This window comes from Streptomyces sp. NPDC031225 (genome assembly GCF_055570355.1).
The window spans coordinates 159349-184980 of the sequence record NZ_JBVIHJ010000012.1 but is presented as its reverse complement, the minus strand read 5'-3'; the positions used below and the strand labels follow the sequence as shown (position 1 = coordinate 184980).

At 71.6% G+C, this 25632-nt stretch carries 22 protein-coding genes; 15 read left to right on the top strand and 7 right to left on the bottom strand.

Annotation, left to right across the window (positions count from 1 at the left end):
• Positions 1-18 precede the first annotated feature (18 nt).
• Entirely contained in the window at positions 19-1269 is a 1251-nt protein-coding gene (locus ACZ48Z_RS21855) for an MFS transporter (RefSeq protein WP_468737523.1), read from the top strand.
• A 270-nt stretch (positions 1270-1539) separates the two neighbouring features.
• Here ACZ48Z_RS21855 and ACZ48Z_RS21850 read toward each other — a convergent pair whose 3' ends face one another.
• Positions 1540-2175, bottom strand: a complete 636-nt coding sequence (locus tag ACZ48Z_RS21850) for a TIGR03085 family metal-binding protein (protein ID WP_468737522.1) — start codon at positions 2173-2175, stop codon at positions 1540-1542.
• Between the two features lie 82 nt (positions 2176-2257).
• Here ACZ48Z_RS21850 and hisI point away from each other — a divergent pair, with 82 nt between their 5' ends.
• From hisI to lgt, 11 genes are all read left to right on the top strand, one after another.
• Entirely contained in the window at positions 2258-2650 is a 393-nt protein-coding gene (hisI, locus tag ACZ48Z_RS21845) for a phosphoribosyl-AMP cyclohydrolase (RefSeq protein WP_468737521.1), read from the top strand.
• Between the two features lie 11 nt (positions 2651-2661).
• The gene (locus tag ACZ48Z_RS21840; protein WP_468737520.1) at positions 2662-4140 is read left to right on the top strand and encodes an anthranilate synthase component I; all 1479 of its coding nucleotides are present in this window, start codon (positions 2662-2664) and stop codon (positions 4138-4140) included.
• A gap of 71 nt (positions 4141-4211) precedes the next feature.
• Positions 4212-4853 carry a TIGR02234 family membrane protein gene (locus tag ACZ48Z_RS21835; RefSeq protein ID WP_468737519.1) on the top strand — a complete coding sequence of 214 codons (642 nt, stop codon included), beginning with the start codon at positions 4212-4214 and terminating at the stop codon, positions 4851-4853.
• 105 nt (positions 4854-4958) lie between these two features.
• Positions 4959-5207, top strand: a complete 249-nt coding sequence (locus tag ACZ48Z_RS21830; RefSeq protein WP_468737518.1) for an HGxxPAAW family protein — start codon at positions 4959-4961, stop codon at positions 5205-5207.
• A 92-nt stretch (positions 5208-5299) separates the two neighbouring features.
• The gene (locus ACZ48Z_RS21825) at positions 5300-5731 is read left to right on the top strand and encodes a DUF2752 domain-containing protein (protein WP_468737517.1); all 432 of its coding nucleotides are present in this window, start codon (positions 5300-5302) and stop codon (positions 5729-5731) included.
• A gap of 138 nt (positions 5732-5869) precedes the next feature.
• A complete protein-coding gene (gene trpC, locus ACZ48Z_RS21820; protein WP_468737516.1) occupies positions 5870-6679 on the top strand; it encodes an indole-3-glycerol phosphate synthase TrpC in 810 nt (269 codons plus the stop codon).
• A gap of 22 nt (positions 6680-6701) precedes the next feature.
• Complete coding sequence (gene trpM / locus ACZ48Z_RS21815) at positions 6702-6929, top strand: tryptophan biosynthesis modulator TrpM (RefSeq protein WP_468737515.1); 228 nt, start codon at positions 6702-6704, stop codon at positions 6927-6929.
• 78 nt (positions 6930-7007) lie between these two features.
• Positions 7008-8291 (top strand): tryptophan synthase subunit beta, encoded by a 1284-nt coding sequence (gene trpB, locus ACZ48Z_RS21810; RefSeq protein ID WP_468737514.1) that lies wholly within the window; start codon positions 7008-7010, stop codon positions 8289-8291.
• Positions 8288-9112: a tryptophan synthase subunit alpha gene (gene trpA / locus ACZ48Z_RS21805; RefSeq protein ID WP_468737513.1), complete on the top strand. Its 825-nt coding sequence runs from the start codon at positions 8288-8290 to the stop codon at positions 9110-9112. The genes trpB and trpA overlap by 4 nt, the downstream gene beginning before the upstream one ends.
• A 91-nt stretch (positions 9113-9203) precedes the next feature.
• Positions 9204-9983: a DsbA family protein gene (locus ACZ48Z_RS21800; protein ID WP_468737512.1), complete on the top strand. Its 780-nt coding sequence runs from the start codon at positions 9204-9206 to the stop codon at positions 9981-9983.
• Between the two features lie 115 nt (positions 9984-10098).
• Complete coding sequence (gene lgt, locus ACZ48Z_RS21795) at positions 10099-11073, top strand: prolipoprotein diacylglyceryl transferase (protein ID WP_468737511.1); 975 nt, start codon at positions 10099-10101, stop codon at positions 11071-11073.
• Between the two features lie 74 nt (positions 11074-11147).
• Here lgt and ACZ48Z_RS21790 read toward each other — a convergent pair whose 3' ends face one another.
• Genes ACZ48Z_RS21790 through ACZ48Z_RS21765 form a run of 6 tightly spaced genes read right to left on the bottom strand, consistent with a single transcriptional unit; the run spans position 11148 to position 18090 of the window.
• Positions 11148-11972 (bottom strand): HpcH/HpaI aldolase/citrate lyase family protein, encoded by an 825-nt coding sequence (locus ACZ48Z_RS21790; RefSeq protein ID WP_468737510.1) that lies wholly within the window; start codon positions 11970-11972, stop codon positions 11148-11150.
• Complete coding sequence (locus ACZ48Z_RS21785) at positions 11969-13159, bottom strand: CaiB/BaiF CoA transferase family protein (RefSeq protein ID WP_468737509.1); 1191 nt, start codon at positions 13157-13159, stop codon at positions 11969-11971. The genes ACZ48Z_RS21790 and ACZ48Z_RS21785 overlap by 4 nt, the downstream gene beginning before the upstream one ends.
• Entirely contained in the window at positions 13156-14517 is a 1362-nt protein-coding gene (locus ACZ48Z_RS21780; RefSeq protein WP_468737508.1) for an ADP-ribosylglycohydrolase family protein, read from the bottom strand. The genes ACZ48Z_RS21785 and ACZ48Z_RS21780 overlap by 4 nt, the downstream gene beginning before the upstream one ends.
• Positions 14505-15707 (bottom strand): ADP-ribosylglycohydrolase family protein, encoded by a 1203-nt coding sequence (locus ACZ48Z_RS21775; RefSeq protein ID WP_468737507.1) that lies wholly within the window; start codon positions 15705-15707, stop codon positions 14505-14507. The genes ACZ48Z_RS21780 and ACZ48Z_RS21775 overlap by 13 nt, the downstream gene beginning before the upstream one ends.
• Before the next feature lie 8 nt (positions 15708-15715).
• Positions 15716-16996 carry an ADP-ribosylglycohydrolase family protein gene (locus ACZ48Z_RS21770; protein ID WP_468737506.1) on the bottom strand — a complete coding sequence of 427 codons (1281 nt, stop codon included), beginning with the start codon at positions 16994-16996 and terminating at the stop codon, positions 15716-15718.
• Entirely contained in the window at positions 16993-18090 is a 1098-nt protein-coding gene (locus ACZ48Z_RS21765; RefSeq protein ID WP_468737505.1) for an ADP-ribosylglycohydrolase family protein, read from the bottom strand. Before ACZ48Z_RS21765 ends, ACZ48Z_RS21770 begins: the two co-directional genes overlap by 4 nt.
• Positions 18091-18370: 280 nt before the next feature.
• On the opposite strand from ACZ48Z_RS21765, the gene ACZ48Z_RS21760 reads away from it, so the two are divergent.
• The 3 genes from ACZ48Z_RS21760 (at position 18371) to ACZ48Z_RS21750 (ending at position 25529) form a co-directional block, all read left to right on the top strand.
• Positions 18371-19102, top strand: a complete 732-nt coding sequence (locus ACZ48Z_RS21760) for a VIT1/CCC1 transporter family protein (RefSeq protein WP_468737504.1) — start codon at positions 18371-18373, stop codon at positions 19100-19102.
• A 378-nt stretch (positions 19103-19480) separates the two neighbouring features.
• Entirely contained in the window at positions 19481-24076 is a 4596-nt protein-coding gene (gene gltB / locus ACZ48Z_RS21755; protein WP_468737503.1) for a glutamate synthase large subunit, read from the top strand.
• On the top strand, positions 24069-25529 hold the full coding sequence (locus tag ACZ48Z_RS21750; protein ID WP_468737502.1) for a glutamate synthase subunit beta: 1461 nt from the start codon (positions 24069-24071) through the stop codon (positions 25527-25529). The genes gltB and ACZ48Z_RS21750 overlap by 8 nt, the downstream gene beginning before the upstream one ends.
• Positions 25530-25632: the final 103 nt, after the last annotated feature.

Genomic DNA, 25632 nt, shown 5'->3' with positions numbered 1-25632 from the left:
CGGAGAGGACACCTTCCCGTGACCACCACGTGCACAGCCGTACCCGCCGCCCCCGAACTCCCCGCCCACCGCGACGGCAACGTACTGCGCTGGCTCGCCGCCTACACCTCCTCGATGATCGGCGACAGCGTCTACTACATCGCCCTGTCCTGGGCGGCCGTACAGGCCGGCTCACCCTCGCAGGCCGGCGTGGTCATGGCGGTCAGCGCCCTGCCGCGGGCCCTGCTCATGCTGGGCGGCGGAGTGATCGCCGACCGGCTCGGGCCGCGCAGGGTGGTCATCGCGAGTGACGCGGTGCGCTGTGCGGCCGTGCTCGCGGTGGCGGGGCTGCTGTTCCTCACCAGCCCGGGGCTGTGGCCGCTGGCCGTGCTCGCCCTGGTCTTCGGGACCGTCGACGCCGTGTTCATGCCGGCCGTGGGCGCCCTCCCCGCGCGCGTGACGAGCCGCGGGCAGCTCGCGCGCGTGCAGGGCATGCGGGGTCTGGGCATCCGGTTCGCCAGTGTGGTCGGCGGGCCGCTCGGCGGGCTCGGCGTGGCGGTCGGCGGGGCGGCGGCCGCGTTCGGGCTGGCGGGGCTGCTGATCGCCGTCTCCGTGCCGCTGCTGGTCTCCGTGCGGATGCGCGAGCTGCCCGCCGACGACAAGGCGGCCGCCCAGGGGGGCACCGCCTGGCGCGATCTGGTGGGCGGCCTGCGCTACATCCGCGGCCACCGCGTGCTCGCTCCGCTGATGGCCGCCATAGCCCTCGGTGACCTCGGCTTCGTCGGCCCGCTCAACGTGGGCCTCGCCCTGCTCGCCGACGAGCGCGGCTGGGGAGCCTCGGGCATGGGCTGGGTCCTGTCGGGGTTCGGCGTCGGCGCCGGTGCGGCCGCCCTGCTGCTGACGGTGCGCGGCCGGCTGCCGCACGCCGGGCAGGTGGCGGCCTGCGCCATCCTCGCCGGATCGGTCGCCATCGGCTCCCTCGCCTACGTGCCGTCCGTCCTCGCGGCCGTCGGGGTCGCCCTGCTGATCGGGCTGCTCGCCGGGCTCAGCGGCATCATGTGCGGCGCACTGCTGCAGACCCAGGCCGACCCCGCTTACCTGGGTCGCGTCACCGCGGTCTCCGGCCTGGTCAGCCTGGGTTTCGCCCCGCTGAGCATGCCGCTGTCGGCCGCGGCCATCGGGGCCTGGGGCACCGGCCCGGTCTTCGTGGCCAGCGCGGTGGTCTGCGGGCTCGGCGGGGTGGTCGCGCTCGCGGTGAAGGACCTGCGCCGCGCCGAGCTGCCCAGGTGACGTGCGGGACCATGCGGGACCTGCACCCGACCGAGCCACTCAGGTGACCTGCGGGTTCTGCACCGGGCACCTGCACCCGACCGAGCCACTCAGGTGCCAGACGGTCTCCGCCGCCCGCCCGAGCCGCCAGCCTGCCGGGTCGAGCCGCCAGCCCGCCCAGCCTGCCGGGCCGAGCCGCCTGCCCGCCCAAGCCGCCGGGTCGAGCCGCCAGGCCGCCCGGGCCGTCCGCCCGAGTACCGGCGGTGGCCGAAAGGCCCCTGAGGGGCGCCGTCAGATTCCGAGTTCCTTCGCCTCGTGCAGCTTGGCGATCGCGTCCTTGTCGCCGTCCAGTTCGACCTCGGCCGCGTTCTGCCTGCCGTACAGGAACAGCAGCAGTTCCGACGGCTCGCCGGTCACCGTCACGACCGGTGCGCCGCGGTGGGCGACCACCGTCTGGGCGTCCGGGCGGCGCAGCACCAGGCCGGTGGGGGCGCCGCGGCCCATGAGCCGGGCGGTGCGCTCCAGACGCGACCACAGGGCGTCCTGGAAGACCGGGTCGAGCTCGCGCGGCGCCCAGTCCGGGCGGGCGCGGCGGACGTCCTCGGTGTGGACGTAGAACTCGACCGTGTTCGACAGCTCCTCGACCTGCTTGAGCTGGAACGGCGAGAAGCGCGGCGGACCGGTGCGGATCAGCTGGATCAGTTCCTCGTAGGGCTTCTCGGAGAACTCGGCCATCACCCGGTCCAGACGGGACGCGAGCTGCTTGATCACCAGCCCGCCGGCGGCGTCGGGACGGCGCTCGCGCACCACCACGTGTGCCGCGAGATCGCGGGTGAGCCAGCCCTCGCAGAGGGTGGGGGCCTCCGGGCCCTCCGCCTCCAACAGATCGGCGAGCAGAAGTCGTTCACGCTTGGCGAAAGTCGACATGCAGTCAGCCTACGACTGTCAGGAGGGTCCGCACAGTGGACACCACGCCAAGCCTGTCAGTGGGGCGCGGCACAATGGCCACATGACCAGCACGCCCCAGCCCAGCAGCCTCGACCCGGAGATCGCCGCGCGCCTCAAGCGCAGCCCCGACGGGCTCGTCCCCGCGATCGCCCAGCAGTACGACACCGGTGAGGTGCTCATGCTCGGCTGGATGGACGACGAGGCCCTGCACCGCACGCTGACCACCGGCCGCTGCACCTACTGGTCGCGCAGCCGCCGTGAGTACTGGGTCAAGGGCGACACCTCCGGTCACTTCCAGTGGGTCAGGTCCGTCGCCCTCGACTGCGACGCCGACACCGTCCTGGTCAAGGTCGACCAGGTCGGCGCCGCCTGCCACACCGGCGCGCGCACCTGCTTCGACGCCGACGTATTGCTGAAGGACGCCGGTTCCCCCGTACTGGGCTCGGATCAGTAAGGTCAGCCGCCATGGACCTCGAGACCTTCCGCAAGCTGGCAACCGACCGCCGTGTCATCCCCGTCACGCGCAAGCTCCTGGCCGACGGCGACACCCCCGTCGCCCTCTACCGCAAGCTCGCCGCCGAGCGCCCCGGCACCTTCCTGCTGGAGTCCGCGGAGAACGGCCGCTCGTGGTCCCGCTACTCCTTCGTGGGCGTGCGTTCCGCGGCCACGCTGACCGCGCGCGACGGCCAGGCCCACTGGCTCGGCACCCCGCCCGTCGGCGTCCCCGTCGACGGTGACCCGCTTGCCGCCCTGCGCGCCACCATCGAGACCCTGCACACCCCGCACCAGGAGGGCCTGCCGCCCTTCACCGGCGGCATGGTCGGCTATCTCGGCTACGACATCGTCCGCCGGCTGGAGAAGATCGGCCCCGGCGAGCGCGACGACCTGAAGCTCCCCGAGCTGACCATGCTCCTGACCAGCGACCTCGCCGTCATGGACCACTGGGAGGGCTCGGTCCTGCTGATCGCCAACGCGATCAACCACAACGACCTCGACACCGGCGTCGACGAGGCCTACGCGGACGCGGTGGCCCGCCTGGACGCGATGGAGGCCGACCTGTCGAGGGCGGTCGCCCAGCCCGCCGCCGTCCTGCCGCCCTCCGAGCTGCCCGAGTACACCGCGCTGTGGGGCGGCCCCGACTTCCGGGCGGCCGTCGAGGACATCAAGGAGCGCATCCGGGCCGGCGAGGCCTTCCAGGTCGTCCCCTCGCAGCGCTTCGAAACACCGTGCACGGCAAGCGCGTTGGACGTGTACCGGGTCCTGAGGGCGACGAACCCGTCGCCGTACATGTACCTGTTCCGCTTCGACGGCTTCGACGTCGTGGGCTCGTCGCCCGAGGCCCTGGTCAAGGTCGAGGACGGACACGCCATGGTCCACCCCATCGCCGGTACCCGGTGGCGCGGGGCGACCCCGCAGGAGGACCAGGCCCTCGCCGACGAGCTGCTCGCCGACCCCAAGGAGCGCGCCGAGCACCTGATGCTGGTCGACCTCGGCCGCAACGACCTGGGGCGGGTCTGCGAGCCCGGTTCCGTCGAGGTCGTCGACTTCATGTCCGTGGAGCGGTACTCCCACGTGATGCACATCGTGTCGACCGTCACCGGCAAGGTCGGGCAGGGCCGGACCGCCTTCGACGTCCTGACGGCCTGTTTCCCGGCCGGCACGCTCTCCGGGGCACCCAAGCCCCGCGCGATGCAGATCATCGACGAACTGGAGCCGTCCCGGCGCGGGTTGTACGGCGGCTGCGTCGGCTACCTCGACTTCGCGGGCGACTCCGACACGGCGATCGCGATCCGCACCGCCCTCCTGCGCGACGGCACGGCCTACGTCCAGGCCGGCGCCGGCATCGTCGCCGACTCCGACCCGGTCGCCGAGGACACGGAGTGCCGCAACAAGGCGGCGGCGGTGCTGCGGGCGGTGCACACGGCGAACCGGCTCGGCAAGTAGGGGGCTTCGGCGGGGAATGGGGCGCTTCTCACGGGGCCCCGGGTGCCCGTTCGCCCGGGGTTCGGGTGATAGTGGGGTACGTGACTGCTGTACCGCACCCCCGTTCCGAAGCCGCAGGACCCGCCAGGGCCGGCCGCCTCAGTCTTGCCGTGGCCCTGTTGGCCGGCGCGCTCGGCGCCGCCGTGGCCCTGCTGGCCACCCGCCAGCAGTGGTCCGAGGGCACCGCGACGGTGGCCGGCGGCTCCTTCCCGCTGACCGCCCGGGGCAGCGACGTGACCGGCGTCCCGGCCGCGCTGGCCATAGTGGGCCTGGCCGCGCTCGTCGCCGTCTTCGCCGTACGCAAGGCAGGCCGGCTGTTCGTCGCCGCGTTGCTCGCGCTCTCCGGCGCGGGGATCGTGACCGCCGCGCTGGTCGGGGCGGGCGATTCCTCCGCGCTGGACGAGAAGGCGGCCCAGGCGTCCGGCGACACGTCCGCCACGGTCGCCTCGCTCAGCCACACCGCCTGGCCGTACGCCGCCGTGGTGGGCGGCGCGCTGATCCTGCTGGCCGGTCTGCTCGCCCTGCGCTACGGGCGGCTGTGGCCCGCGATGTCCGGCCGGTACGAGCGTGACGGGGCGCCCCGGGCGCGTCGTAGGCCCGCCGTCGTGGATCCCGACCGGCCCGAGGACATCTGGAAGGCGCTCGACAGGGGAGAGGATCCGACGGGGGCGTAGCGGCCGCCGCGAAGCGTGACCCCGGATCACTGTGTGCCCCCGCGTGCGCGACAATGACTTCGAGCGTCCGGCTCAGACACGTACTTCAGCACCTAGGAGCAAGCAATGGCGGGCAGCAGCCACGGTCACACCCCGGCCGCCTGGACCGGTGTCACTATCGCCTTCATCGGTTTCTGCGTCGCGGGCGCCTTCATGGTGATGGCCCAGCCGGCGGGCTTCTGGGCCGGTATGGCGATCGTGGTCATCGGTGGTGTCATCGGCTGGATCATGAGCGCGATGGGGATGGGCATGCCCAAGGACGCCCACAAGCCGCTCGCCGTCTCGCAGCCCGAGAAGGCGAACGCCGAGAGCTGACACGCGGACCCGACCTTGTTGAGGGGCGGCCCCGGCGACATCGCCGGGGCCGCCCCTCACGCGTTCGGGCGGCGGCGGGGGAGAATGCCGGAGTGAACGCCGACACTCAGCGAGTGGCACCTCTGTCCGGTCTGACGGGACGCCTGGCCGTCCCGGCAGGAATCCTCGCGGCCGTCGCCGGGGCCTTCGCGTACGTGGGGACGGTCGACCCCAACCAGCCCGGCCACTACCCCGTGTGCCCGCTCTACCGCCTCACCGGTCTCTACTGCCCCGGCTGCGGCGGACTGCGCAGCGCGCACGCCTTCGTGCACGGGGACTTCCTGGCCGCTCTCCAGGACAACGCGCCGGCCGTGGTGGGCTATCTGGGCTTCGTCGTACTGTGGACCGTCTGGGTGGTCCGTGCGGCTCGCGGCCGGCCGCTGCGGCTCGGTCTGGGGCCGGTGCACCTGTGGACGCTGGGGACATTGCTGCTGGTCTTCACGGTTGTCCGGAACCTGCCGTTCGGTGGCTGGCTACATCCTTGATCAACTGGTGAACGTCCAGGTAGTGGGACCGGCGTCAACCGGATGTGAGGCCTGCGCCCTCCTGCGGATACCATCACAGTGACCACTTGTTTTCTTCGGTCGCTGGAACTGTCAATAGTCTGGAAGGGGGCCGCTCGCGTGAGTGTGCTCGACGAGATCATCGACGGCGTCCGTGCCGATCTCGCGGAACGGCAGGCGCGCGTCAGCCTCGACGAGCTCAAGGAGCGCGCGGCGAAGGCTCCCGCAGCCAAGGACGGCGTGGCCGCACTGCGCGGCGACGGCGTCAAGGTCATCTGCGAGGTCAAGCGCTCCAGCCCCTCCAAGGGCGCGCTGGCCGCGATCGCCGACCCGGCGGGCCTGGCCGCGGACTACGAGGCGGGCGGCGCGGCCGTCATCTCCGTCCTCACCGAACAGCGCCGCTTCGGCGGCTCGCTGGCCGACCTGGAAGCCGTCCGCGCCCGCGTGGACATCCCGGTCCTGCGCAAGGACTTCATCGTCACGTCGTACCAGCTGTGGGAGGCCCGCGCCTACGGCGCCGACCTCGCGCTGCTCATCGTCGCGGCCCTGGAGCAGCCCGCCCTGGAGTCCCTGATCGAGCGCGCCGAGTCCATCGGGCTCACCCCGCTCGTCGAGGTGCACGACGAGGACGAGGTCGAGCGCGCGGTGGACGCCGGAGCGAAGATCATCGGCGTCAACGCGCGTAACCTCAAGACCCTTGAGGTCGACCGCGGCACCTTCGAGCGGATCGCCCCCGAGATCCCGTCCGGCCTGGTCAAGATCGCCGAGTCGGGCGTCCGGGGCCCGCACGACCTGATCGCCTACGCCAACGCCGGCGCCGACGCGGTCCTGGTGGGCGAGTCCCTGGTGACGGGCAAGGACCCGAAGACGGCGGTCTCCGACCTGGTGGCGGCGGGCGAGCACCCCGCATTGCGCCACGGGCGCGGCTGATCACCGGCTAGGCTTGCGCGCGATGACTGCGACGACCTTCATGACAGCCTCGGATCGGTACGCCCGCCTCGCGCGCGGCTGCCGCCCCCGTGGCTGTCGCGCGCCCGCACGCAGGGTGCACGGTCGTCGGGTCCGGTACGTCATCGGTGACGAACCCGGACAGGTGAACGGGCAGCGATGGCGGGCTTTCGGGGGCGCGGGGCTCTGTTCGATGTGCGGCTGCCGTCGCGCGGGCGCGACCAGCCGCTGACGGCCTGCAGTCGACCGGAAAACCCCTGCCCCCACGGCGCTCAGTGTCCTTCGCACGCACTCACCGTGAGGTTCAGTCATGCCCAGCGAGTTCTTCATCCCCGACCCCGAGGGTCAAATCCCCAGCGCCGAGGGCTACTTCGGCGCGTTCGGCGGCAAGTTCATCCCGGAGGCCCTCGTCGCCGCCGTGGACGAGGTGGCCGTCGAGTACGACAAGGCCAAGCACGACCCCGAGTTCGCCCGCGAGCTCGACGACCTGCTCGTGCACTACACGGGCCGCCCGTCGGCGCTCACCGAGGTGCCGAGGTTCGCCGAACACGCCGGTGGCGCCCGGGTCTTCCTGAAGCGGGAAGACCTCAACCACACCGGCTCCCACAAGATCAACAACGTGCTGGGCCAGGCCCTGCTCACCAAGCGCATGGGCAAGACCCGGGTGATCGCCGAGACCGGCGCCGGCCAGCACGGCGTCGCGACGGCCACGGCCTGCGCCCTGTTCGGCCTCGACTGCACGATCTACATGGGTGAGATCGACACCCAGCGCCAGGCCCTCAACGTGGCCCGGATGCGCATGCTCGGCGCCGAGGTCATCGCCGTGAAGTCCGGCAGCCGCACGCTGAAGGACGCCATCAACGAGGCGTTCCGCGACTGGGTCGCCAACGTCGACCGCACCCACTACCTGTTCGGCACGGTGGCCGGCCCGCACCCCTTCCCGGCCATGGTGCGCGACTTCCACCGGGTCATCGGCGTCGAGGCCCGCCGCCAGCTCCTGGAGCGGGCCGGCCGACTGCCCGACGCGGCCGTCGCCTGCGTCGGCGGCGGCTCCAACGCCATCGGCCTGTTCCACGCCTTCATCCCCGACACGGACGTACGCCTCATCGGCTGCGAGCCCGCCGGGCACGGCGTGGAGACCGGCGAGCACGCGGCGACCCTCACCGCGGGCGAGCCCGGCATCCTGCACGGCTCCCGCTCCTACGTCCTCCAGGACGAGGAGGGCCAGATCACCGAGCCGTACTCGATCTCGGCCGGCCTGGACTACCCGGGCATCGGTCCCGAGCACTCCTACCTCAAGGACACCGGCCGCGCCGAGTACCGCGCGGTCACCGACGACGCGGCGATGCAGGCCCTGCGCCTGCTGTCGCGCACCGAGGGCATCATCCCGGCCATCGAGAGCGCCCACGCGCTGGCCGGGGCCCTGGAGGTCGGCAAGGAGCTCGGCAAGGACGGGCTGATCGTGATCAACCTGTCCGGCCGCGGTGACAAGGACATGGACACGGCCGCGCGCTACTTCGGCCTGTACGACACCGACGCCGAGGTGGCCGCGAACGCCGCCGACATCGCTGAGATCGAGGGGGACGCGAAGTGAGCGGCACCATCCACCTGCTGTCCGACACCCTCGCCGCCGCCAAGGCGGAGGGCCGTGCCGCGCTCATCGCCTACCTCCCGGCCGGGTTCCCGACCGTGGACGGCGGCATCGAGGCGATCAAGGCCGTCTTCGACGGCGGCGCGGACATCGTCGAGGTCGGTCTGCCGCACAGCGACCCCGTCCTGGACGGCCCGGTCATCCAGACCGCCGACGACATCGCCCTGCGTGGCGGCGTCAAGATCGCGGACGTCATGCGCACGGTGAAGGAGGCCTACGAGGCCACCGGGAAGCCGGTGCTCGTGATGACGTACTGGAACCCCATCGACCGCTACGGCGTCGAGCGCTTCACCGCCGAGCTCGCCGAAGCGGGCGGCGCGGGCTGCATCCTGCCGGACCTGCCCGTGCAGGAGTCGGCGCTGTGGAGGGAGCACGCGGACAAGCACGGGCTCGCCACGGTCTTCGTGGTCGCGCCCAGCAGCAGGGACGCGCGGCTCGCCGAGATCACCGCGGCGGGCAGCGGGTTCGTGTACGCCGCCTCGCTGATGGGCGTCACGGGGACCCGGGAGTCGGTCGGGGCGCAGGCACAGGACCTGGTCGAGCGGACCCGGGCCGCCACCGCCGGTGCCGATCTGCCCGTCTGCGTCGGGCTCGGTGTCTCCAACGCCCGGCAGGCCGCCGAGGTCGCAGGCTTCGCCGACGGCGTCATCGTCGGCTCGGCCTTCGTGAAGCGGATGCTGGACGCTCCGGACGACAAGGCCGGGGTGGAGGGCGTCCGCGAACTCGCCGGCGAGCTGGCGAAGGGCGTGCGCCGACAGGGGTGACCCGCCTGGCGTGACGGGACGATCGGTCACTCGAACGGGTGGACCTGGGGCCGGGGAGGCGCGGTGCGCCTCCCCGGTTCGTTCTGCGGGTGTGAGCGAGAAGAACCGTGAGGGAAAGCGCACCGCCCGGGAGCGGCTGGCGGAGGAGCGCGAAAAGCAGAAGTCCGCGGAGAAGCGGCGCCGGGTGCTCGTCGTGGGCGCGAGTGTCGTGTGCGTCCTGGGTCTCGCGGCGGCGATCGGTGTCGTCGCGGCGAACGCGGGCAAGGACAAGGACAGCAAGGACGCGTCGGGGCCGGTCGTGGCGCCGTCGGGGGCCAACGGCCAGGACAGCCTCGCCATCCCGGTCGGCAAGGAGGGCGCCAAGTCGACCCTCGTGGTCTGGGAGGACTTCCGCTGCCCGGCCTGCAACGCGTTCGAGACGGCGTACCGCCCGGCGATCCACGAGCTCACCGGGTCCGGCAAGCTCAAGGTCGAGTACCACCTGGCGACGATCATCGACGGCAACATGGGCGGCACCGGCTCGCGCAACGCGGCCAACGCCGCGGCCTGCGCCCAGGACGCCGGGAAGTTCCCGGGCTACCACGACGCGCTCTACGAGAACCAGCCCGTGGAGACGAGCGACGACTACGCCAAGAACGAGAAGCTCCTGGAACTGGCGAAGAAGGTCGACGGGCTCGACACGCCCGCGTTCCGCGCCTGTGTGGAGAAGGGCACCCACAACAGCTGGGTGGACAAGTCCGCGGCGGCCTTCCGCAGCGGCGGGTTCTCGGGCACGCCGACCGTCCTGTTCAACGGCAAGAACATCTACCAGGACCGGACGATGACCCCGGCCAAGCTGAAGCAGCAGGTGGAGGCCGCCGACAAGGGGTGACAGAAGGGGTGACAGGAGGTGAGGACGCGGGCGGGTCTTCACACCGTCCTGTTATGGACCCGTTGCCGGGCCGCCTGCCGTGGGCCCGGCCCGGCAGGGTAGCGTCGACCCTGCCATGGAACTTGCCTACATTCCCAGCCCGTCGCGCGGGGTGATCCACCTCGGTCCCATCCCGCTGCGTGGCTACGCGTTCTGCATCATCATCGGCGTCTTCGTTGCCGTCTGGCTCGGCAACAAGCGGTGGATCGCCCGCGGCGGACGGGTCGGCACGGTGGCCGACATCGCGGTCTGGGCCGTGCCGTTCGGTCTGCTCGGCGGCCGCCTCTACCACGTGATCACGGACTACGAGCTGTACTTCAGCGAGGGCCGTGACTGGGTGGACGCCTTCAAAGTCTGGGAGGGTGGTCTCGGCATCTGGGGCGCGATCGCGCTCGGCGCGGTCGGCGCGTGGATCGGCTGCCGCCGCCGGGGCATCCCGCTGCCGGCGTGGGCCGACGCCCTTGCCCCCGGTATCGCCCTCGCGCAGGCGATCGGCCGCTGGGGCAACTGGTTCAACCAGGAGCTGTACGGCAAGCCGACCGACCTGCCCTGGGCCCTGCACATCACGTCCTCCACGGACGGCCGGGTACCGGGCTACTACCACCCGACGTTCCTGTACGAGTCGTTGTGGTGCGTCGGTGTCGCGCTCCTCGTCATCTGGGCCGACCGCCGCTTCACGCTCGGACACGGCCGGGCGTTCGCGCTGTACGTCGCCGCGTACTGCACGGGGCGCGGCTGGATCGAGTACATGCGCATCGACGACGCCCACCACATCCTGGGCCTGCGGCTCAACGTGTGGACCGCGATCATCGTGTTCGTGCTCGCGGTGACGTACTTCGTGCTGTCGGCGAAGAAGCGGCCGGGCCGCGAGACCGTGGTCGAGCCGGGTGCCGAGGACTCCGAAGGCGCGGTCGACGAGGGTGAGAAGGCCGACGGCGGTGACAAGACCGACGGCGGCGAGAAGGCCGATTCCAAGGCCGATACCGGCTCCGACTCCGCAGAGGTGACGGACGAGGCGGAGACCGAGACCGAGTCCGCGAAGAAGACCTGACGGTTTGTCGTACGTCTTGACGTACGTCGACGAGGGCGCCCCGGGATCCGATCCCGGGGCGCCCTCGTCGTAGGTCAGCGGCGCTGGGTCAGGGACAGGGTGCGGTGGGCCTGGGCCACCAACGCCGCGTCGATGAAGGTGCCGTCCGGGAGTGCCTGGGCCCCCTGTTGGGCTTCTGCCGCCTTGAGGACGGTCTCCGCCCGCTCGATCTCCTCCTCCGTGGGGAGGTAGGCGCGTTCGATGACCGGGAGCTGGCGGGGGTGGATCGCGGCCCGCCCCAGGAAGCCGAGGGCGCGGCCGTGGGCGCAGGAGGTCCTGAGGCCGTCCAGGTCCCGGGTGTCTGGGTGGACCGACTGGGGCGGGGGCGGGAGGGCCGCGGCTCTCGCGGCGACCACGACCCGGGAGCGGGACCAGTCGAGACCGGCGTCGTCCCGTAGGCCCAGGTCGGCGCGGAGGTCGGCCTCGCCGAGGGCGATGCCCCGCAGCGCGGGGTGCGCGCCGGCGATGTCGTAGGCCCGCTCGATGCCCAGGGCCGATTCCAGCAGGGCGTACAGCGGCGGGCCGCCTCCCGCGGCCGGGGTCGTCGTCTCCGCGACGTGGGTGATCTGGCCGGGGGCGGTGACCTTGGGCAGGCGCAGGCCGGAGACCCCGGGCAGGGCGGCCAGCGCGGCCAGGTCCGCTGCGGCCAGGGGACCGTCGAGGGCGTTCAGGCGGACGTGGACCGGGATCGGCTGGGGGTCGGTGAGGCGTTCGGCGGTCGCGTCGCGGGCGTACTCCTTGCGGTCCGGCGCGACCGCGTCCTCCAGGTCGACGACCACGACATCGGCGCCGGCGGTCAGGGCCTTGGTGACGATGCCGGGGCGGTCGCCTGGGACGTACAGCCAGGTGAGCGCCGTCATACGGCGCCCTCCTCGCGCAGGGCCGCCAACTCCGCCTCGTGCAAGCCCAGTTCTGCCAGGACCTGCTCGGTGTCCGCGCCGTGCGCGCGGCCCGCCCAGCGGACCGCGCCGGGGGTCGAGGAGAGGCGGAAGAGGACGTTCTGCATGCGCAGCGGGCCCAGGTCGGGGTCGTCGACGGTGGTGACGGTGTCCAGGGCCTGGTACTGCGGGTCGGCCATCACGTCCCGGATGTCCTGGATGGGGGCGACCGCCGCCTCCGCCTTCTCGAAGGCCGCGAGGACGTCGCTGCGGGTACGTCCGGCGATCCAGGAGCCGACCGCCGCGTCCAGCACGTCCGCGTGTTCCGCTCTTTGGGCTCCCGTCGCGAACCACGGCTCTTCGATCAGCTCGGGGCGGCCGACCAGGCGCATCACGCGTTCCGCGATCGACTGGGCCGAGGTGGAGACGGCGACCCAGGTGCCGTCGGCCGTGCGGTAGGTGTTGCGCGGGGCGTTGTTGGCGGAACGGTTGCCGGTGCGTTCCTGGACGTGGCCGAGCTGGTCGTACCAGGTCGGCTGGGGGCCGAGGACCGTCAGGATCGGCTCGATGATCGCCATGTCGACGACCTGGCCCGCGCCGGTGCGGTCGCGGGCCGCGAGTGCCGTCATCACCGCGTACGCCGTGGCCAGGCCCGCGATGGAGTCGGCGAGCCCGAACGGCGGCAGGACCGGCGGCGCGTCCGGTTCGCCGGTGATCGCCGCGAAGCCGCTCATCGCCTCGGCGAGCGTGCCGAAGCCGGGGCGGTGGGCGTAGGGGCCGAACTGGCCGAAGCCGGTGACCCGGGTGAGGACCAGTCGGGGGTTGACGGCGGACAGCTCCGGCCAGCCCAGGTCCCACTTCTCCAGGGTGCCGGGGCGGAAGTTCTCGATGACGACGTCCGCCGTCTCGGCCAGGCGGAGGAAGGTGGCCTGACCGCCCGGTTTCGAGAGGTCCAGCGTGATCGTGCGCTTGTTGCGGCCCAGGAGTTTCCACCACAGGCCGATGCCGTCCTTCGAGGGGCCGTGGCCGCGGGAGGGGTCCGGCTTCGTGGGGTGCTCGATCTTGACGACCTCCGCGCCGAAGTCGCCGAGCATGGTCGCGGCCAGCGGACCCGCGAACAGGGTGGCCATGTCGAGGACGCGGAGGCCGGTGAGGGGGGCGTGGGTCATGGGCGGGCAGCCTCCCGGTGGGTGAGGTGGGCCAGGGTGTCGAAGCCGGTGCCGTTGAAGTCGGCGACGGAGGTGGCGAGGCGGTTCTTGAGGGGGGTGGTCCAGCGGTCGGGGAGGCGACCGGGGGCGCCGGTGAGGAGGGCGGCGATGCTTCCTGCCGTGGCACCGTTGGAGTCGGTGTCCCAACCGCCGCTGACCGCACGGCAGATGGAGCCGGTGAAGTCGCCGTTCGCGTGGGTGAGGGCGGCGGCGATCAGAGCGGTGTTGGGGATCGCATGGACCCAGTGGTGGGTTTCGCCGTGGGTGGCGTGGAGCCGGTCCACGACCTCGTCGAAGTCGGCGTGTTTCCGGGCCAGTTGCACAGCGTGGGTGATCGCCTTCGCCAGGCGGGAGTTCGGGGGGATCACGGTGAGGCCGGTGCGGAGGCAGGCATGGATGTCGGTGGTGCCGGACGCGGCCTCGGCGATCACTGCGGCGGTGAACATCGCCGCGTAGACGCCGTTCGCGGTGTGGGTGAGGGTGGCGTCCCGGTGGGCCTGTTCGGCCGCTGCGGCCGGGTCGCCGGGGTTGGTCCAGCCGTGGACGTCCGCGCGGATGAGGGCGCCGATCCATTCGCGGAAGGGGTTGCGGTGGCGGGCCGTTCGTGGGGGTTCCAGGCCCTGGAGGAGGTTGCGGTAGGCGACGCGTTCGGCGGTGAAGGTGCGGCCCGCGGGGAGTTCGTCGAGCCAGTGGGTCGCCACGTCCGCGGTGGTGAAGGCCCTGCCGTGGCGTCGCAGCAACAGCAGGTTCAGCAAGGGGTAGTTGAGGTCGTCGTCCTCGGGCATGCCGTCGATGTTCTCGGCGAGGGACGTGGTGGCCGAGCGGCGGTTCCACGGGTGGTCGGCGAGGAGTCCGGCGGGTACGCCCTTCGCTGTGAAGTAGGTGTTCAGGGGCCAGTTGCCGGTGGACCCGGCGAGTCGGCGGATGGCGTCCAGGGGGAGCTTCTCCACCGGTTTGCCCAGGAGACAGCCCACCGCCCGGCCCAGCCAGGCCGCTTCCAGCGCGGCCACCGACGGGGGCGCCGAGGCAGTGGGTGCGGGCCAGTGCGGGCACAGGTTCCGGATCCTCGTCAGATCCGTCGGTTCGCTCTCCGCCAACGTGCTGGGCAGGTCGGCCAGTTCGTCCAGCAGGTCCTCTGCCAGCTGCCGCAGATACCTCGACACGGGCTGCGCGGAGGCACCCGCCCGCAGCGGGGCGTCGGGGCCGCCCGCGGCCCGCCATCTCGCCGCGACCGACGACGGCTCCCGGCCGTCCTGGGACGCCTGGCGGAGTTCGTGGCCGAGCAGGTCCTCCGGCTGGACCCAGGTCAGTCGGAGCATCTCGGGCCTCCGAGCGCCGCGAACGCCGCCTCGTGGCTTCGGCGTTGACGTACGTCCCGCGCGAAGATCTCCCTTGCCACGGCCGTCAGGGTCGCCGCCGGTTCCCACAGGTCCAGGCGGCTGGCCTCCGCGACCGTCTTGGACCAGTCCTCCGGGACCGGGGAGCCCAGGGCGCCCGCCAGCGCACCGGCCATGGTGGCGATCGAGTCGCAGTCCCTGCCGTAGTTCACCGCGCCGAGAACCGCCTGGCGGTAGTCGCCGTCGGCCACCAGCAACATCGCCAGGGCGATGGGGAGTTCCTCGATCGTGTGGAGACGGGACGGGCGGCGGGCGCCGAGGGAGGGTGCGCGGTAGTCGGGGCCCACGGTGTCGTAGGGGGACACGGCCTCACGCAGGGGTCGTAGCGCCGACTCGAAGTCCGTGTAGTCGCCGGCCACTTCGCAGACCCGCTCGATCGCGGTGCGGGTGCCGTCCTTCGCCAGGGTCAGACAGGCCGCGATGACCGAGTCCGGTGTGGCGCCCGGTGTCGCCGCCGCGGCCACCGCCGCCGCGAAGACTCCCGCCGCCTCCCGGCCGTACGACGACTGGTGGGCGGCCGCGATGTCCAGGGCCTCCGCGTAGGCGGCCCGCGGGTCTGCCGCGTTGACCAGCCCCACCGGGGCCATGTACATCGCCGCGCCGCAGTTGACGATGTTTCCGACGCCCGCCTCCCGGGGGTCCACGTGGCCGTAGTGGAGGCGGGTGACCAGCCACTTCTCCGCGAGGAAGATGCGGTGCAGGGGCAGGGCCTCCGCCTGGAGTTCCGGGATCCAGCGGGGGTTCGTCATCAGGTCGGGGACCAGGTGGTCGGCGATCGCGTAGGCGTCGAGGTGTCCTCTGACCCGGTCGTAGACGCGGATCAGCGCGTGGGTCATCAAGGTGTCGTCGGTGACGTGACCGTCGCCCTTGTGGTACGGGGCGATGGGGCGGGCGGTGCGCCAGGCGTCGCCGTTCCAGGGACCGACGATGCCGTGCACGCGGCCGGCGTGGCGCTGGAGGATCTGGTCGGGGGAGTAGCCCTCGACGGGACCGCCGAGGGCGTCGCCGACCGCCGCGCCCACGAGGGCGCCGGTGATCCGGTCCTCAAGGCTGTTCTCTGCTTCGGACTCTGGTTCGGTTTCTGGTTCGGTTTCTGGTTTTTTGGGTGTCATGCCCCGAATCATCCTCCTGGGAGGGGCGGTTGTGCGGCTTCCAGGAGTCCGGCGAGTTCCACGAGGTCCGTACCGGTGAGGCGGGGCAGGGCGCAGCCGGACAGGGTGCGGCAGGTGGACCGCCAGGAGGCGGGGATCGCTGCGGCGCCGCCCAGCGCGCCGGTCAGGGCACCCGCCAGGGCGGGCGCCGAGTCGGCGACCCGGGAGAGACAGGCCGCGGCCGGGACGGCTTCGGCGATCCGGCCCCGTGCCGCGGTGGCCAGGGCGAGCGCCACCGGGACGGTTTCGGCGGCCGCGATGCCGTAGCTGTAGACGTGGTCGACGATCTCGTGTTCCAGGGCGGGGATCAGGGCGAACGCGCTGTCGGCCGACTGTGCGAGGTGCAGGGCGTGGCGGGCGTTGCGGCCGATCTCCGTGTCCTCGGGGAGTTCGGCGAGGGCCGCTGTCACGCAGGTGTCGACGGGTGCGCCGGTCAGGGCGAGGGAGAGGGCCGCGGCCATCGCCCGGGCGCCGTGCACTCCGTCGCCGTCCTGGGTGTAGCGGGCGTCGAACTCCGCGAGATCCGCGGCGAGTCGGGGGTCACCGAGGTGGGCGACGGCGAGGACGCAGGCCCGGACGCAGGCCGCGTCGTCGAAGTAGTGGGGGTTGTCGTGGCCGGTGGCGGGTGGGCGCAGACCGGCCACGAGGTTGCCCAGTCCCGCCCGCACGGAGATTCGGGCGCGCAGCGGCAGGACGGCGGACTCGATCTCGGGGGCACGGTCCGCCGCCGCGGCCACCTCGGCGGCCAGGGCGTTCCAGGTGAGGTCGATCGCGGCTCTGGTACGGCGTTCCCGGGTCAGGTCGCCCAGGGCCGTGTCGTCGCCCGCGCGCAGCAGGGCTTCCGCGGTGAACGCCGCCCATTCGGCGTCGTCGGAGGGGCCCAGGCGCAGCGGCTCGGGGGGCTGGTTCAGGGCGATGGGGACGGGGAGGGTGGTGGTGGCGTTCTGCTCGGCGAAGGTGTCGAGTTCGCGGGTGAGGCGGCGGGTCCAGTCGGGCATCCGGGCGGCTCGGTGGCGGGCGGCGGGCCAGCCGGCGGCGTCGCCTGCGGCCAGGCCCAGCAGGAGGCCGGTGACCCTTTGACAGGCCTTGGCTTCGCCTTCGGCATTTGGGTTCCCACCCGCACCGCCCGTGCGGCTTTCGTCGTCGGGTGCCGGTGGCCCCCCTGGGGCGAACTCGCCGTCGGCGGCCGCGGGGCCGAGCGGCTGAGGCGTGCTCGACGTGGTCTCGCCCCACGGCCCCGGCGGCCTCACCGGTCCGTCCCCGAGTCGGTGCCCGCCGCCAGGGTGAAGGCGTCCGGGTCCGGTGGGGGCCACTCCTGTGCGAGGCCTTTCGTGTCCCACTTTCCGTCCTCGCCCGCCACCAGCAACTCCGCCACGTCCAGGACGTGATGGCCCGCCATGGAGGGGAGGCAGCTGCCTCGCGCCGGGCCGATCGCCGAAGCCCAGTCGGCCGGGACGGCGGACGCGCCCCTGGTCGCGCCGGCCAGTGCGCCCGCCACCGCGGCCGTGGTGTCGGCGTCCCTGCCCATGTTCACCGCCGTCAGCACCGCCTCGCGGAAGTCGCCGTCGGCCACCGCGTAGGCGCCGAAGGCGAGGGCGACCGCCTCCGGGGCCAGGTCGGTCCACGGATAGCCGCCGATGACGACGCAGGAGCGGACCGCCCGTTCGCCCCGGTGGGCCACCGCCACGGCACGCCGTAGGGAGCGGGCCGTCCAGCTGTCGTCCGGGATCACCGCCAGCGCCGAGGCGACCACCGCGATCGTCGGGGCACCCGCCATCGCCGCCGCCACTCCCGCCGCGACCGCCTGGCCGCCGTAGATGCCCTCGCCGGCGTGGCTCACCGAGCCGTCGATCGCCACCAGGCGGGCGGCCTCCGCGGGGCGGCCCGCCGCGAAGACGCCGAAGGGGGCCGCCCGCATGGCCAGGCCGTCGCTCCAGGCGTGCCGGTGCTGGGCGGAGATGGGGGCGGCGAGGCCACGCCGGAGGTTCTCCAGTGTGCCGCGCTCACTGAAGCCCGCGCCCCGGAAGGGGCCCTCGTCGCGGTCCGCGATCCACTCGTGCCACGCCGCCTCCACATGGGAGGGGGTGAGGGCCGAGCCGTGGCGGGCCAGGAGCAGGCCGGAGAAGATCGCGTACTCCGTGTCGTCCGTGCCGGCCGGCTCGTCCACGACATAGCCCTCGATACGGCCCCAGCGGGCGCGGATCTCCGACGGCTTCATGTTCTCGGCGGGGGCTCCGAGGGCGTCTCCGACCGCGAGGCCCAGCAGGGCGCCGCGGGCCCGCTCGCGGAGTCCGGCGGCGTCCTGGGGCGCCGGGACCGAGGGAATGCAGGCGATCGATGCCATACGCGGCCTCTCCACAAGGACAGACGGTGTTCCGCGCCTGGGCGGAACCGTTTGCGCATGTGTCCCACCATCGGCGGTTGACCTGAGCCTCCGACACGTCAGCATCACCCGGTCGACATATGAGCGATATAGCGATCGTCTGTGCATTCGAAGGCAAAACCGCAGGTTAGCCCAGCCTTTCCTTGCTGGCGGCCGGGAATGCCCCGTCGTACTGTGAGCGTTGTTGAGAATTAGAATCTGTCCAAAGTTAGCTTTGGCTTAGCTTTCCTGGGGGACCGGAATGGCCATCATCGACATCGAGGCGCCACTGCACGAGGCGCACCGCGACAACCACACGCACCGGGACGTCAACGGTGGCTGGCTGCGGCCCGCCGTCTTCGGGGCCATGGACGGACTCGTCTCCAACCTCGCACTGATGACCGGTGTCGCGGGCGGTGCCGTCGGCCAGAACACCATCGTGCTGACCGGACTCGCGGGGCTCGCCGCCGGCGCCTTCTCCATGGCCGCCGGCGAGTACACCTCCGTCGCCGCGCAGCGCGAGCTCGTCGAGGCCGAACTGGACGTGGAGCGGCGGGAGTTGCGCAAGCACCCGCAGGACGAGGAGGCCGAGCTCGCCGCCCTGTACGAGGGGCGGGGTGTCGAGCCCGCGCTGGCGCGTGAGGTCGCCCGGCAGCTGTCGAAGGACCCCGAGCAGGCCCTTGAGATCCACGCCCGTGAGGAACTGGGGATCGATCCGGGCGATCTGCCCTCCCCGCTCGTCGCCGCCGTCTCCAGCTTCGGGTCCTTCGCCCTGGGTGCGGTGCTGCCGGTGCTCCCGTATCTTCTCGGCGCGACCGTGCTCTGGCCCGCCGTGCTGCTCGCCCTTCTCGGACTGTTCGCGTGCGGTGCCGTCGTGGCCAGGGTGACCACCCGGACCTGGTGGTACAGCGGGCTGCGACAGCTCGTCCTGGGAGGCGCGGCGGCCGGTGTGACGTACGCCCTGGGCAGTTTCTTCGGAACGGCCGTAGGATAGATCGGCTGCTACTTATGCGTTGGGCCGCATAAGTAGCCGTTACTCGCTGGTTTCGAATGCTTAACCACTGGGCATGAGCCACAAGCGCTACGGGCAATGACGCTTGCGGCGCGCTCGCGGGGTGGGTGACGACACCCATACCGCTCCCCGGACCGACGGACACGGATCTGACCGATCAGTCCGGCTTGGTCCCCACATACTTCAAGCCAGGTGTGCGACACCCCCCTCGCACCCCGTGGCGTCCGCATGCTGGAACGGAGTATCCGGTTCCCGAGATCCGCTCCATCATGTAACCTGCACGAAATTTTGCACCGCGCAGAGGGCCAACGTCGTCCCTCGGCAATCTGAATATGCCAATTGACGACGACGGGAGAGCCGATGCGTACGCCGCGCCAGCCGTCCCAGCACTCCACGAATGGCCAGAAGTGGTCCTTCATGGATGCTCGCCCTGCTGCGCAGGGTATGTACGACCCCCGCAACGAGCACGACGCCTGTGGCGTCGGCTTCGTGGCCACCCTCACCGGCGAGGCGAGCCACGCGCTGGTCGAGCAGGCGCTCACGGTTCTGCGCAACCTGGAGCACCGCGGTGCCACCGGCTCCGAGCCCGACTCGGGTGACGGCGCGGGCATCCTGTCCCAGGTTCCGGACACCTTCTTCCGTGAGGTGGCGGGCTTCGAGCTGCCCGCGGCCGGCAAGTACGCGGTCGGTATCGCCTTCCTGCCGGACGACGACACCGAGGACGCCGTCTCGAAGATCGAGACGATCGCCGGCGAAGAGGGCCTGACGGTCCTCGGCTGGCGCGAGGTCCCGGTCGCCCCGCAGCTGCTCGGCGCCACCGCCCGCTCCACGATGCCGATCTTCCGCCAGGTGTTCGTCAGCGACGGCACTTCGGAGGGCATCGACCTCGACCGCAAGGCCTTCGTGCTGCGCAAGCGCGCCGAGCGCGAGGCCCACGTGTACTTCCCGTCGCTGTCCGCGCGGACGATCGTCTACAAGGGCATGCTGACCACCGGCCAGCTGGAACCCTTCTTCCCGGACCTGTCCGACCGCCGCTTCGCCTCCGCGATCGCGCTCGTGCACTCCCGGTTCTCCACGAACACCTTCCCGTCGTGGCCGCTCGCGCACCCGTACCGTTTCGTCGCCCACAACGGTGAGATCAACACCGTCAAGGGCAACCGCAACTGGATGGTCGCCCGCGAGTCCCAGCTCACCTCGGACCTCTTCGGAGGCCAGGACACGCTGGACCGGATCTTCCCGATCTGTACGCCGGACGCCTCCGACTCGGCGTCCTTCGACGAGGTGCTCGAACTCCTGCACCTGGGCGGCCGTTCGCTGCCGCACTCCGTGCTGATGATGATTCCGGAGGCGTGGGAGAACCACGACTCCATGGAGCCCGCCCGCCGCGCGTTCTACGAGTTCCACTCCACGATGATGGAGCCCTGGGACGGCCCGGCCTGTGTCACCTTCACCGACGGCAAGCAGGTCGGCGCGGTCCTCGACCGCAACGGCCTTCGCCCCGGCCGCTACTGGGTCACCGACGACGGCCTCGTCGTCCTCGGCTCCGAGGTCGGCGTCCTCGACATCGACCCCGCGAAGGTGGTCCGCAAGGGCCGTCTCCAGCCCGGCCGGATGTTCCTCGTCGACACCGTCGAGCACCGCATCATCGAGGACGACGAGATCAAGGCCGGCCTCGCCGCCGAGCGGCCGTACGCCGAGTGGCTGGAGGCCGGGGAGATCGAACTCTCCGACCTGCCCGAGCGTGAGCACATCGTGCACACCCACGCCTCGGTCACCCGCCGCCAGCAGACCTTCGGCTACACCGAGGAGGAGCTGCGCGTCCTGCTCGCCCCGATGGCCAAGGCCGGTGCCGAGCCCATCGGTTCGATGGGCACCGACTCGCCGATCGCCGCGCTCTCCTCGCGCCCGCGCCTGCTCTTCGACTACTTCACCCAGCTGTTCGCGCAGGTCACCAACCCGCCGCTGGACGCGATCCGCGAAGAGCTGGTCACCTCGCTGCGCAGCTCGCTGGGCCCGCAGGGCAACCTGCTGGAGCCGAGCGCCGCGTCGTGCCGCACGGTCACCCTGCCGTTCCCGGTGATCGACAACGACGAGCTGGCCAAGCTCATCCACATCAACGCCGACGGCGACATGCCCGGTTTCAAGGCCGCGACCCTCTCCGGCCTGTACCGGGTCTCCGGCGGCGGCGACGCCCTCGCCGCGCGCATCGAGGAGATCTACGCCGAGGCCGACGCCGCCATCGACAACGGCGCCCGGCTGATCGTCCTGTCGGACCGCCACTCCGACGCCGAGCACGCGCCGATCCCGTCGCTGCTGCTCACCGCGGCCGTCCACCACCACCTCATCCGTACCAAGCAGCGCACCGAGGTGGGCCTGCTGGTCGAGGCCGGTGACGTCCGCGAGGTCCACCACGTCGCCCTGCTGATCGGCTTCGGCGCCGCGGCCGTGAACCCCTACCTGGCGATGGAGTCCGTCGAGGACCTCGTCCGCGCCGGCACCTTCCTGTCGGACATCGAGTCCGAGAAGGCCATCCGCAACCTGATCTACGCCCTGGGCAAGGGTGTTCTGAAGGTCATGTCCAAGATGGGCATCTCGACCGTCGCCTCCTATCGCGGCGCCCAGGTCTTCGAGGCCGTCGGTCTCGACTCGGCCTTCGTCCAGAAGTACTTCAGCGGCACGGCCACCAAGATCGGCGGCATCGGCATCGACGTCGTCGCCAAGGAGGTCGCCGCCCGGCACGCCAAGGCGTACCCCGCCTCCGGCATCGCGCCCGCGCACCGCGCCCTGGAGATAGGCGGCGAGTACCAGTGGCGCCGCGAGGGCGAGCCGCACCTGTTCGACCCGGAGACGGTCTTCCGCCTCCAGCACTCGACGCGTGCCAACCGCTACGACATCTTCAAGAAGTACACGGACCGCGTGAACGAGCAGTCCGAGCGCCTCATGACGCTGCGCGGGCTCTTCGGCTTCAAGTCGGACCGGCCCTCGATCTCCGTCGACGAGGTCGAGCCGGTCTCCGAGATCGTCAAGCGCTTCTCCACCGGCGCCATGTCGTACGGCTCCATCTCCAAGGAGGCGCACGAGACCCTCGCCATCGCCATGAACCAGCTGGGCGGCAAGTCCAACACCGGTGAGGGCGGCGAGGACGCGGACCGGCTGTACGACCCGGCCCGCCGTTCGTCCATCAAGCAGGTCGCCTCCGGCCGCTTCGGTGTGACCTCCGAGTACCTGGTCAACGCGGACGACATCCAGATCAAGATGGCCCAGGGCGCCAAGCCCGGCGAGGGCGGCCAGCTGCCCGGCCACAAGGTCTACCCGTGGGTCGCCAAGACCCGGCACTCCACCCCGGGTGTCGGTCTGATCTCCCCGCCGCCGCACCACGACATCTACTCGATCGAGGACCTGGCCCAGCTGATCCACGACCTGAAGAACGCGAACCCGCAGGCGCGGATCCACGTGAAGCTGGTCTCCGAGGTCGGCGTCGGCACGGTCGCGGCGGGTGTGTCCAAGGCCCACGCGGACGTCGTCCTGATCTCCGGTCACGACGGTGGTACCGGTGCCTCCCCGCTGACCTCGCTCAAGCACGCCGGTGGCCCCTGGGAGCTCGGTCTCGCCGAGACCCAGCAGACCCTGCTGCTCAACGGCCTGCGCGACCGCATCGTCGTGCAGACCGACGGCCAGCTCAAGACCGGCCGTGACGTCGTCATCGCCGCGCTGCTCGGCGCCGAGGAGTTCGGTTTCGCGACCGCGCCGCTCGTCGTCTCCGGCTGCGTCATGATGCGCGTCTGCCACCTGGACACCTGCCCGGTCGGCATCGCCACCCAGAACCCGGTGCTGCGCGACCGGTTCTCCGGCAAGGCCGAGTACATCGTGAACTTCTTCAGGTTCATCGCCGAAGAGGTCCGCGAGATCCTCGCCGAGCTGGGCTTCCGCACCATCGAGGAGGCCGTCGGCCACGCCGAGACCCTCGACGTCGAGCGTGCCGTCGACCACTGGAAGGCGCAGGGCCTGGACCTGTCCCCGCTCTTCTACGTGCCCGAGCTGCCCGAGGGCGCCGCGCTGCACCAGGTGATCGCGCAGGACCACGGCCTGGAGAAGGCGCTCGACAACGAGCTGATCAAGCTCGCCGCCGACGCCCTGGCCGCCGACTCGGCGACCGACGCCCAGCCGGTGCGCGCCCAGGTCGCCATCCGCAACATCAACCGCACGGTCGGCACCATGCTCGGCCACGAGGTGACGAAGAAGTTCGGCGGTGCGGGCCTGCCCGAGGACACCATCGACATCACCTTCACCGGCTCGGCGGGCCAGTCCTTCGGCGCCTTCCTCCCGCGCGGTGTCACGCTGCGCCTGGAGGGCGATGCCAACGACTACGTCGGCAAGGGCCTGTCCGGCGGCCGGGTGATCGTCCGTCCCGACCGGGGCGCCGACCACCTCGCCGAGTACTCGACGATCGCGGGCAACACCATCGCGTACGGCGCGACCGGCGGTGAGCTGTTCCTGCGCGGTCGCACCGGTGAGCGGTTCTGCGTCCGCAACTCCGGCGCCACGGTCGTCTCGGAGGGCGTGGGCGACCACGGCTGCGAGTACATGACCGGCGGTCACGCGGTCGTCCTCGGCCGGACGGGCCGCAACTTCGCGGCCGGCATGTCCGGCGGTGTCGCCTACGTCATCGACCTCGACCGGGACGACGTCAACGTCGGCAACGTGGACGCCATCGAGGCTCTGGACGACGCGGACAAGCAGTGGCTGCACGACGTGGTGCGCCGCCACCAGGAGGAGACCGCCTCCACGGTCGCCGAGAAGCTGCTCGCCGAGTGGGACACCGCGGTGGAGCGCTTCAGCAAGATCATCCCCAGCACGTACAAGGCAGTGCTCGCCGCCAAGGACGCCGCCGAGCAGGCGGGACTCTCCGAGTCCGAGATCACCGAGAAGATGATGGAGGCGGCGATCAATGGCTGACCCGAAGGGCTTTTTGAACCACGGCCGCGAGGTCGCCAAGTCCCGCCCCGTCGACGTACGTCTGAAGGACTGGAACGAGGTCTACGTCCCGGGTTCGCTGCTTCCGATCATCTCGAAGCAGGCGTCCCGCTGCATGGACTGCGGCATCCCGTTCTGTCACAACGGCTGTCCGCTCGGGAACCTCATCCCCGAGTGGAACGACTACGCCTACCGCGAGGACTGGGCGGCCGCGAGCGAGCGTCTGCACGCGACCAACAACTTCCCCGAGTTCACGGGGCGGCTGTGCCCCGCTCCCTGCGAGTCGGCGTGTGTGCTCGGCATCAACCAGCCGGCCGTGACCATCAAGAACGTCGAGGTCTCGATCATCGACAAGGCCTGGGACAGCGGTGACGTCGAGCCGCAGGCCCCGGAGCGCCTGTCCGGCAAGACCGTCGCGGTCATCGGGTCGGGCCCCGCCGGTCTCGCCGCCGCCCAGCAGCTCACCCGGGCCGGTCACACCGTCGCCGTCTACGAGCGCGCGGACCGCATCGGAGGCCTCCTCCGGTACGGCATCCCCGAGTTCAAGATGGAGAAGCGGCACATCAACCGCCGTATCGAGCAGATGCGCGCGGAGGGCACCCGCTTCCGCACCGGCATCGAGATCGGCCGCGACCTCAAGGCGACCGACCTGAAGAAGCGCTACGACGCGATCGTCATCGCCGCCGGTGCCACGACCGCCCGTGATCTGCCGGTCCCCGGCCGTGAGCTCAAGGGCATCCACCAGGCCATGGAGTACCTGCCGCTGGCCAACAAGGTGCAGGAGGGCGACTACGTGGCGCCCCCCATCACGGCCGAGGGCAAGCACGTCATCGTCATCGGCGGCGGCGACACCGGCGCCGACTGCGTGGGCACCGCCCACCGCCAGGGCGCGGCCTCCGTCACTCAGCTGGAGATCATGCCCCGGCCGGGCGAGGACCGCGCGCCGCACCAGCCGTGGCCGACCTTCCCGATGCTCTACAAGGTCACCTCCGCGCACGAGGAGGGCGGCGAGCGGGTCTACTCCGTCTCCACCACCCACTTCGAGGGCGACGAGGACGGCAACGTCCAGTGGCTGCACCTGAGCGAGGTCGAGTTCATCGAGGGCAGGCTGACCCCGAAGCCGGGCACGGAGCGCAAGATCCCCGCCCAGCTGGTCACCCTCGCGATGGGCTTCACCGGCACCGACCGCGAGAACGGCCTGGTCGAGCAGTTCGGCCTGGAGCTCGACGAGCGCGGCAACATCGCACGCGACGCCGACTTCCAGACCAACGTGCCGGGTGTCTTCGTCGCCGGTGACGCGGGCCGCGGCCAGTCGCTCATCGTGTGGGCGATCGCGGAGGGCCGCTCGGCCGCCCGCGGCACCGACCGCTTCCTGGCCGGCACGAGCGAACTGCCCGCGCCGATCCGCCCGACGGACCGCTCGCTGATGGTCTGACGGTGACACAGAGGACCTGACGGTCCCTCGAGAACGTCCCGTACAAAGGCGTACGGAACAGCGACGGCGCCTGCCTTCCACGTCCCCGACCGGACCGGAGGGC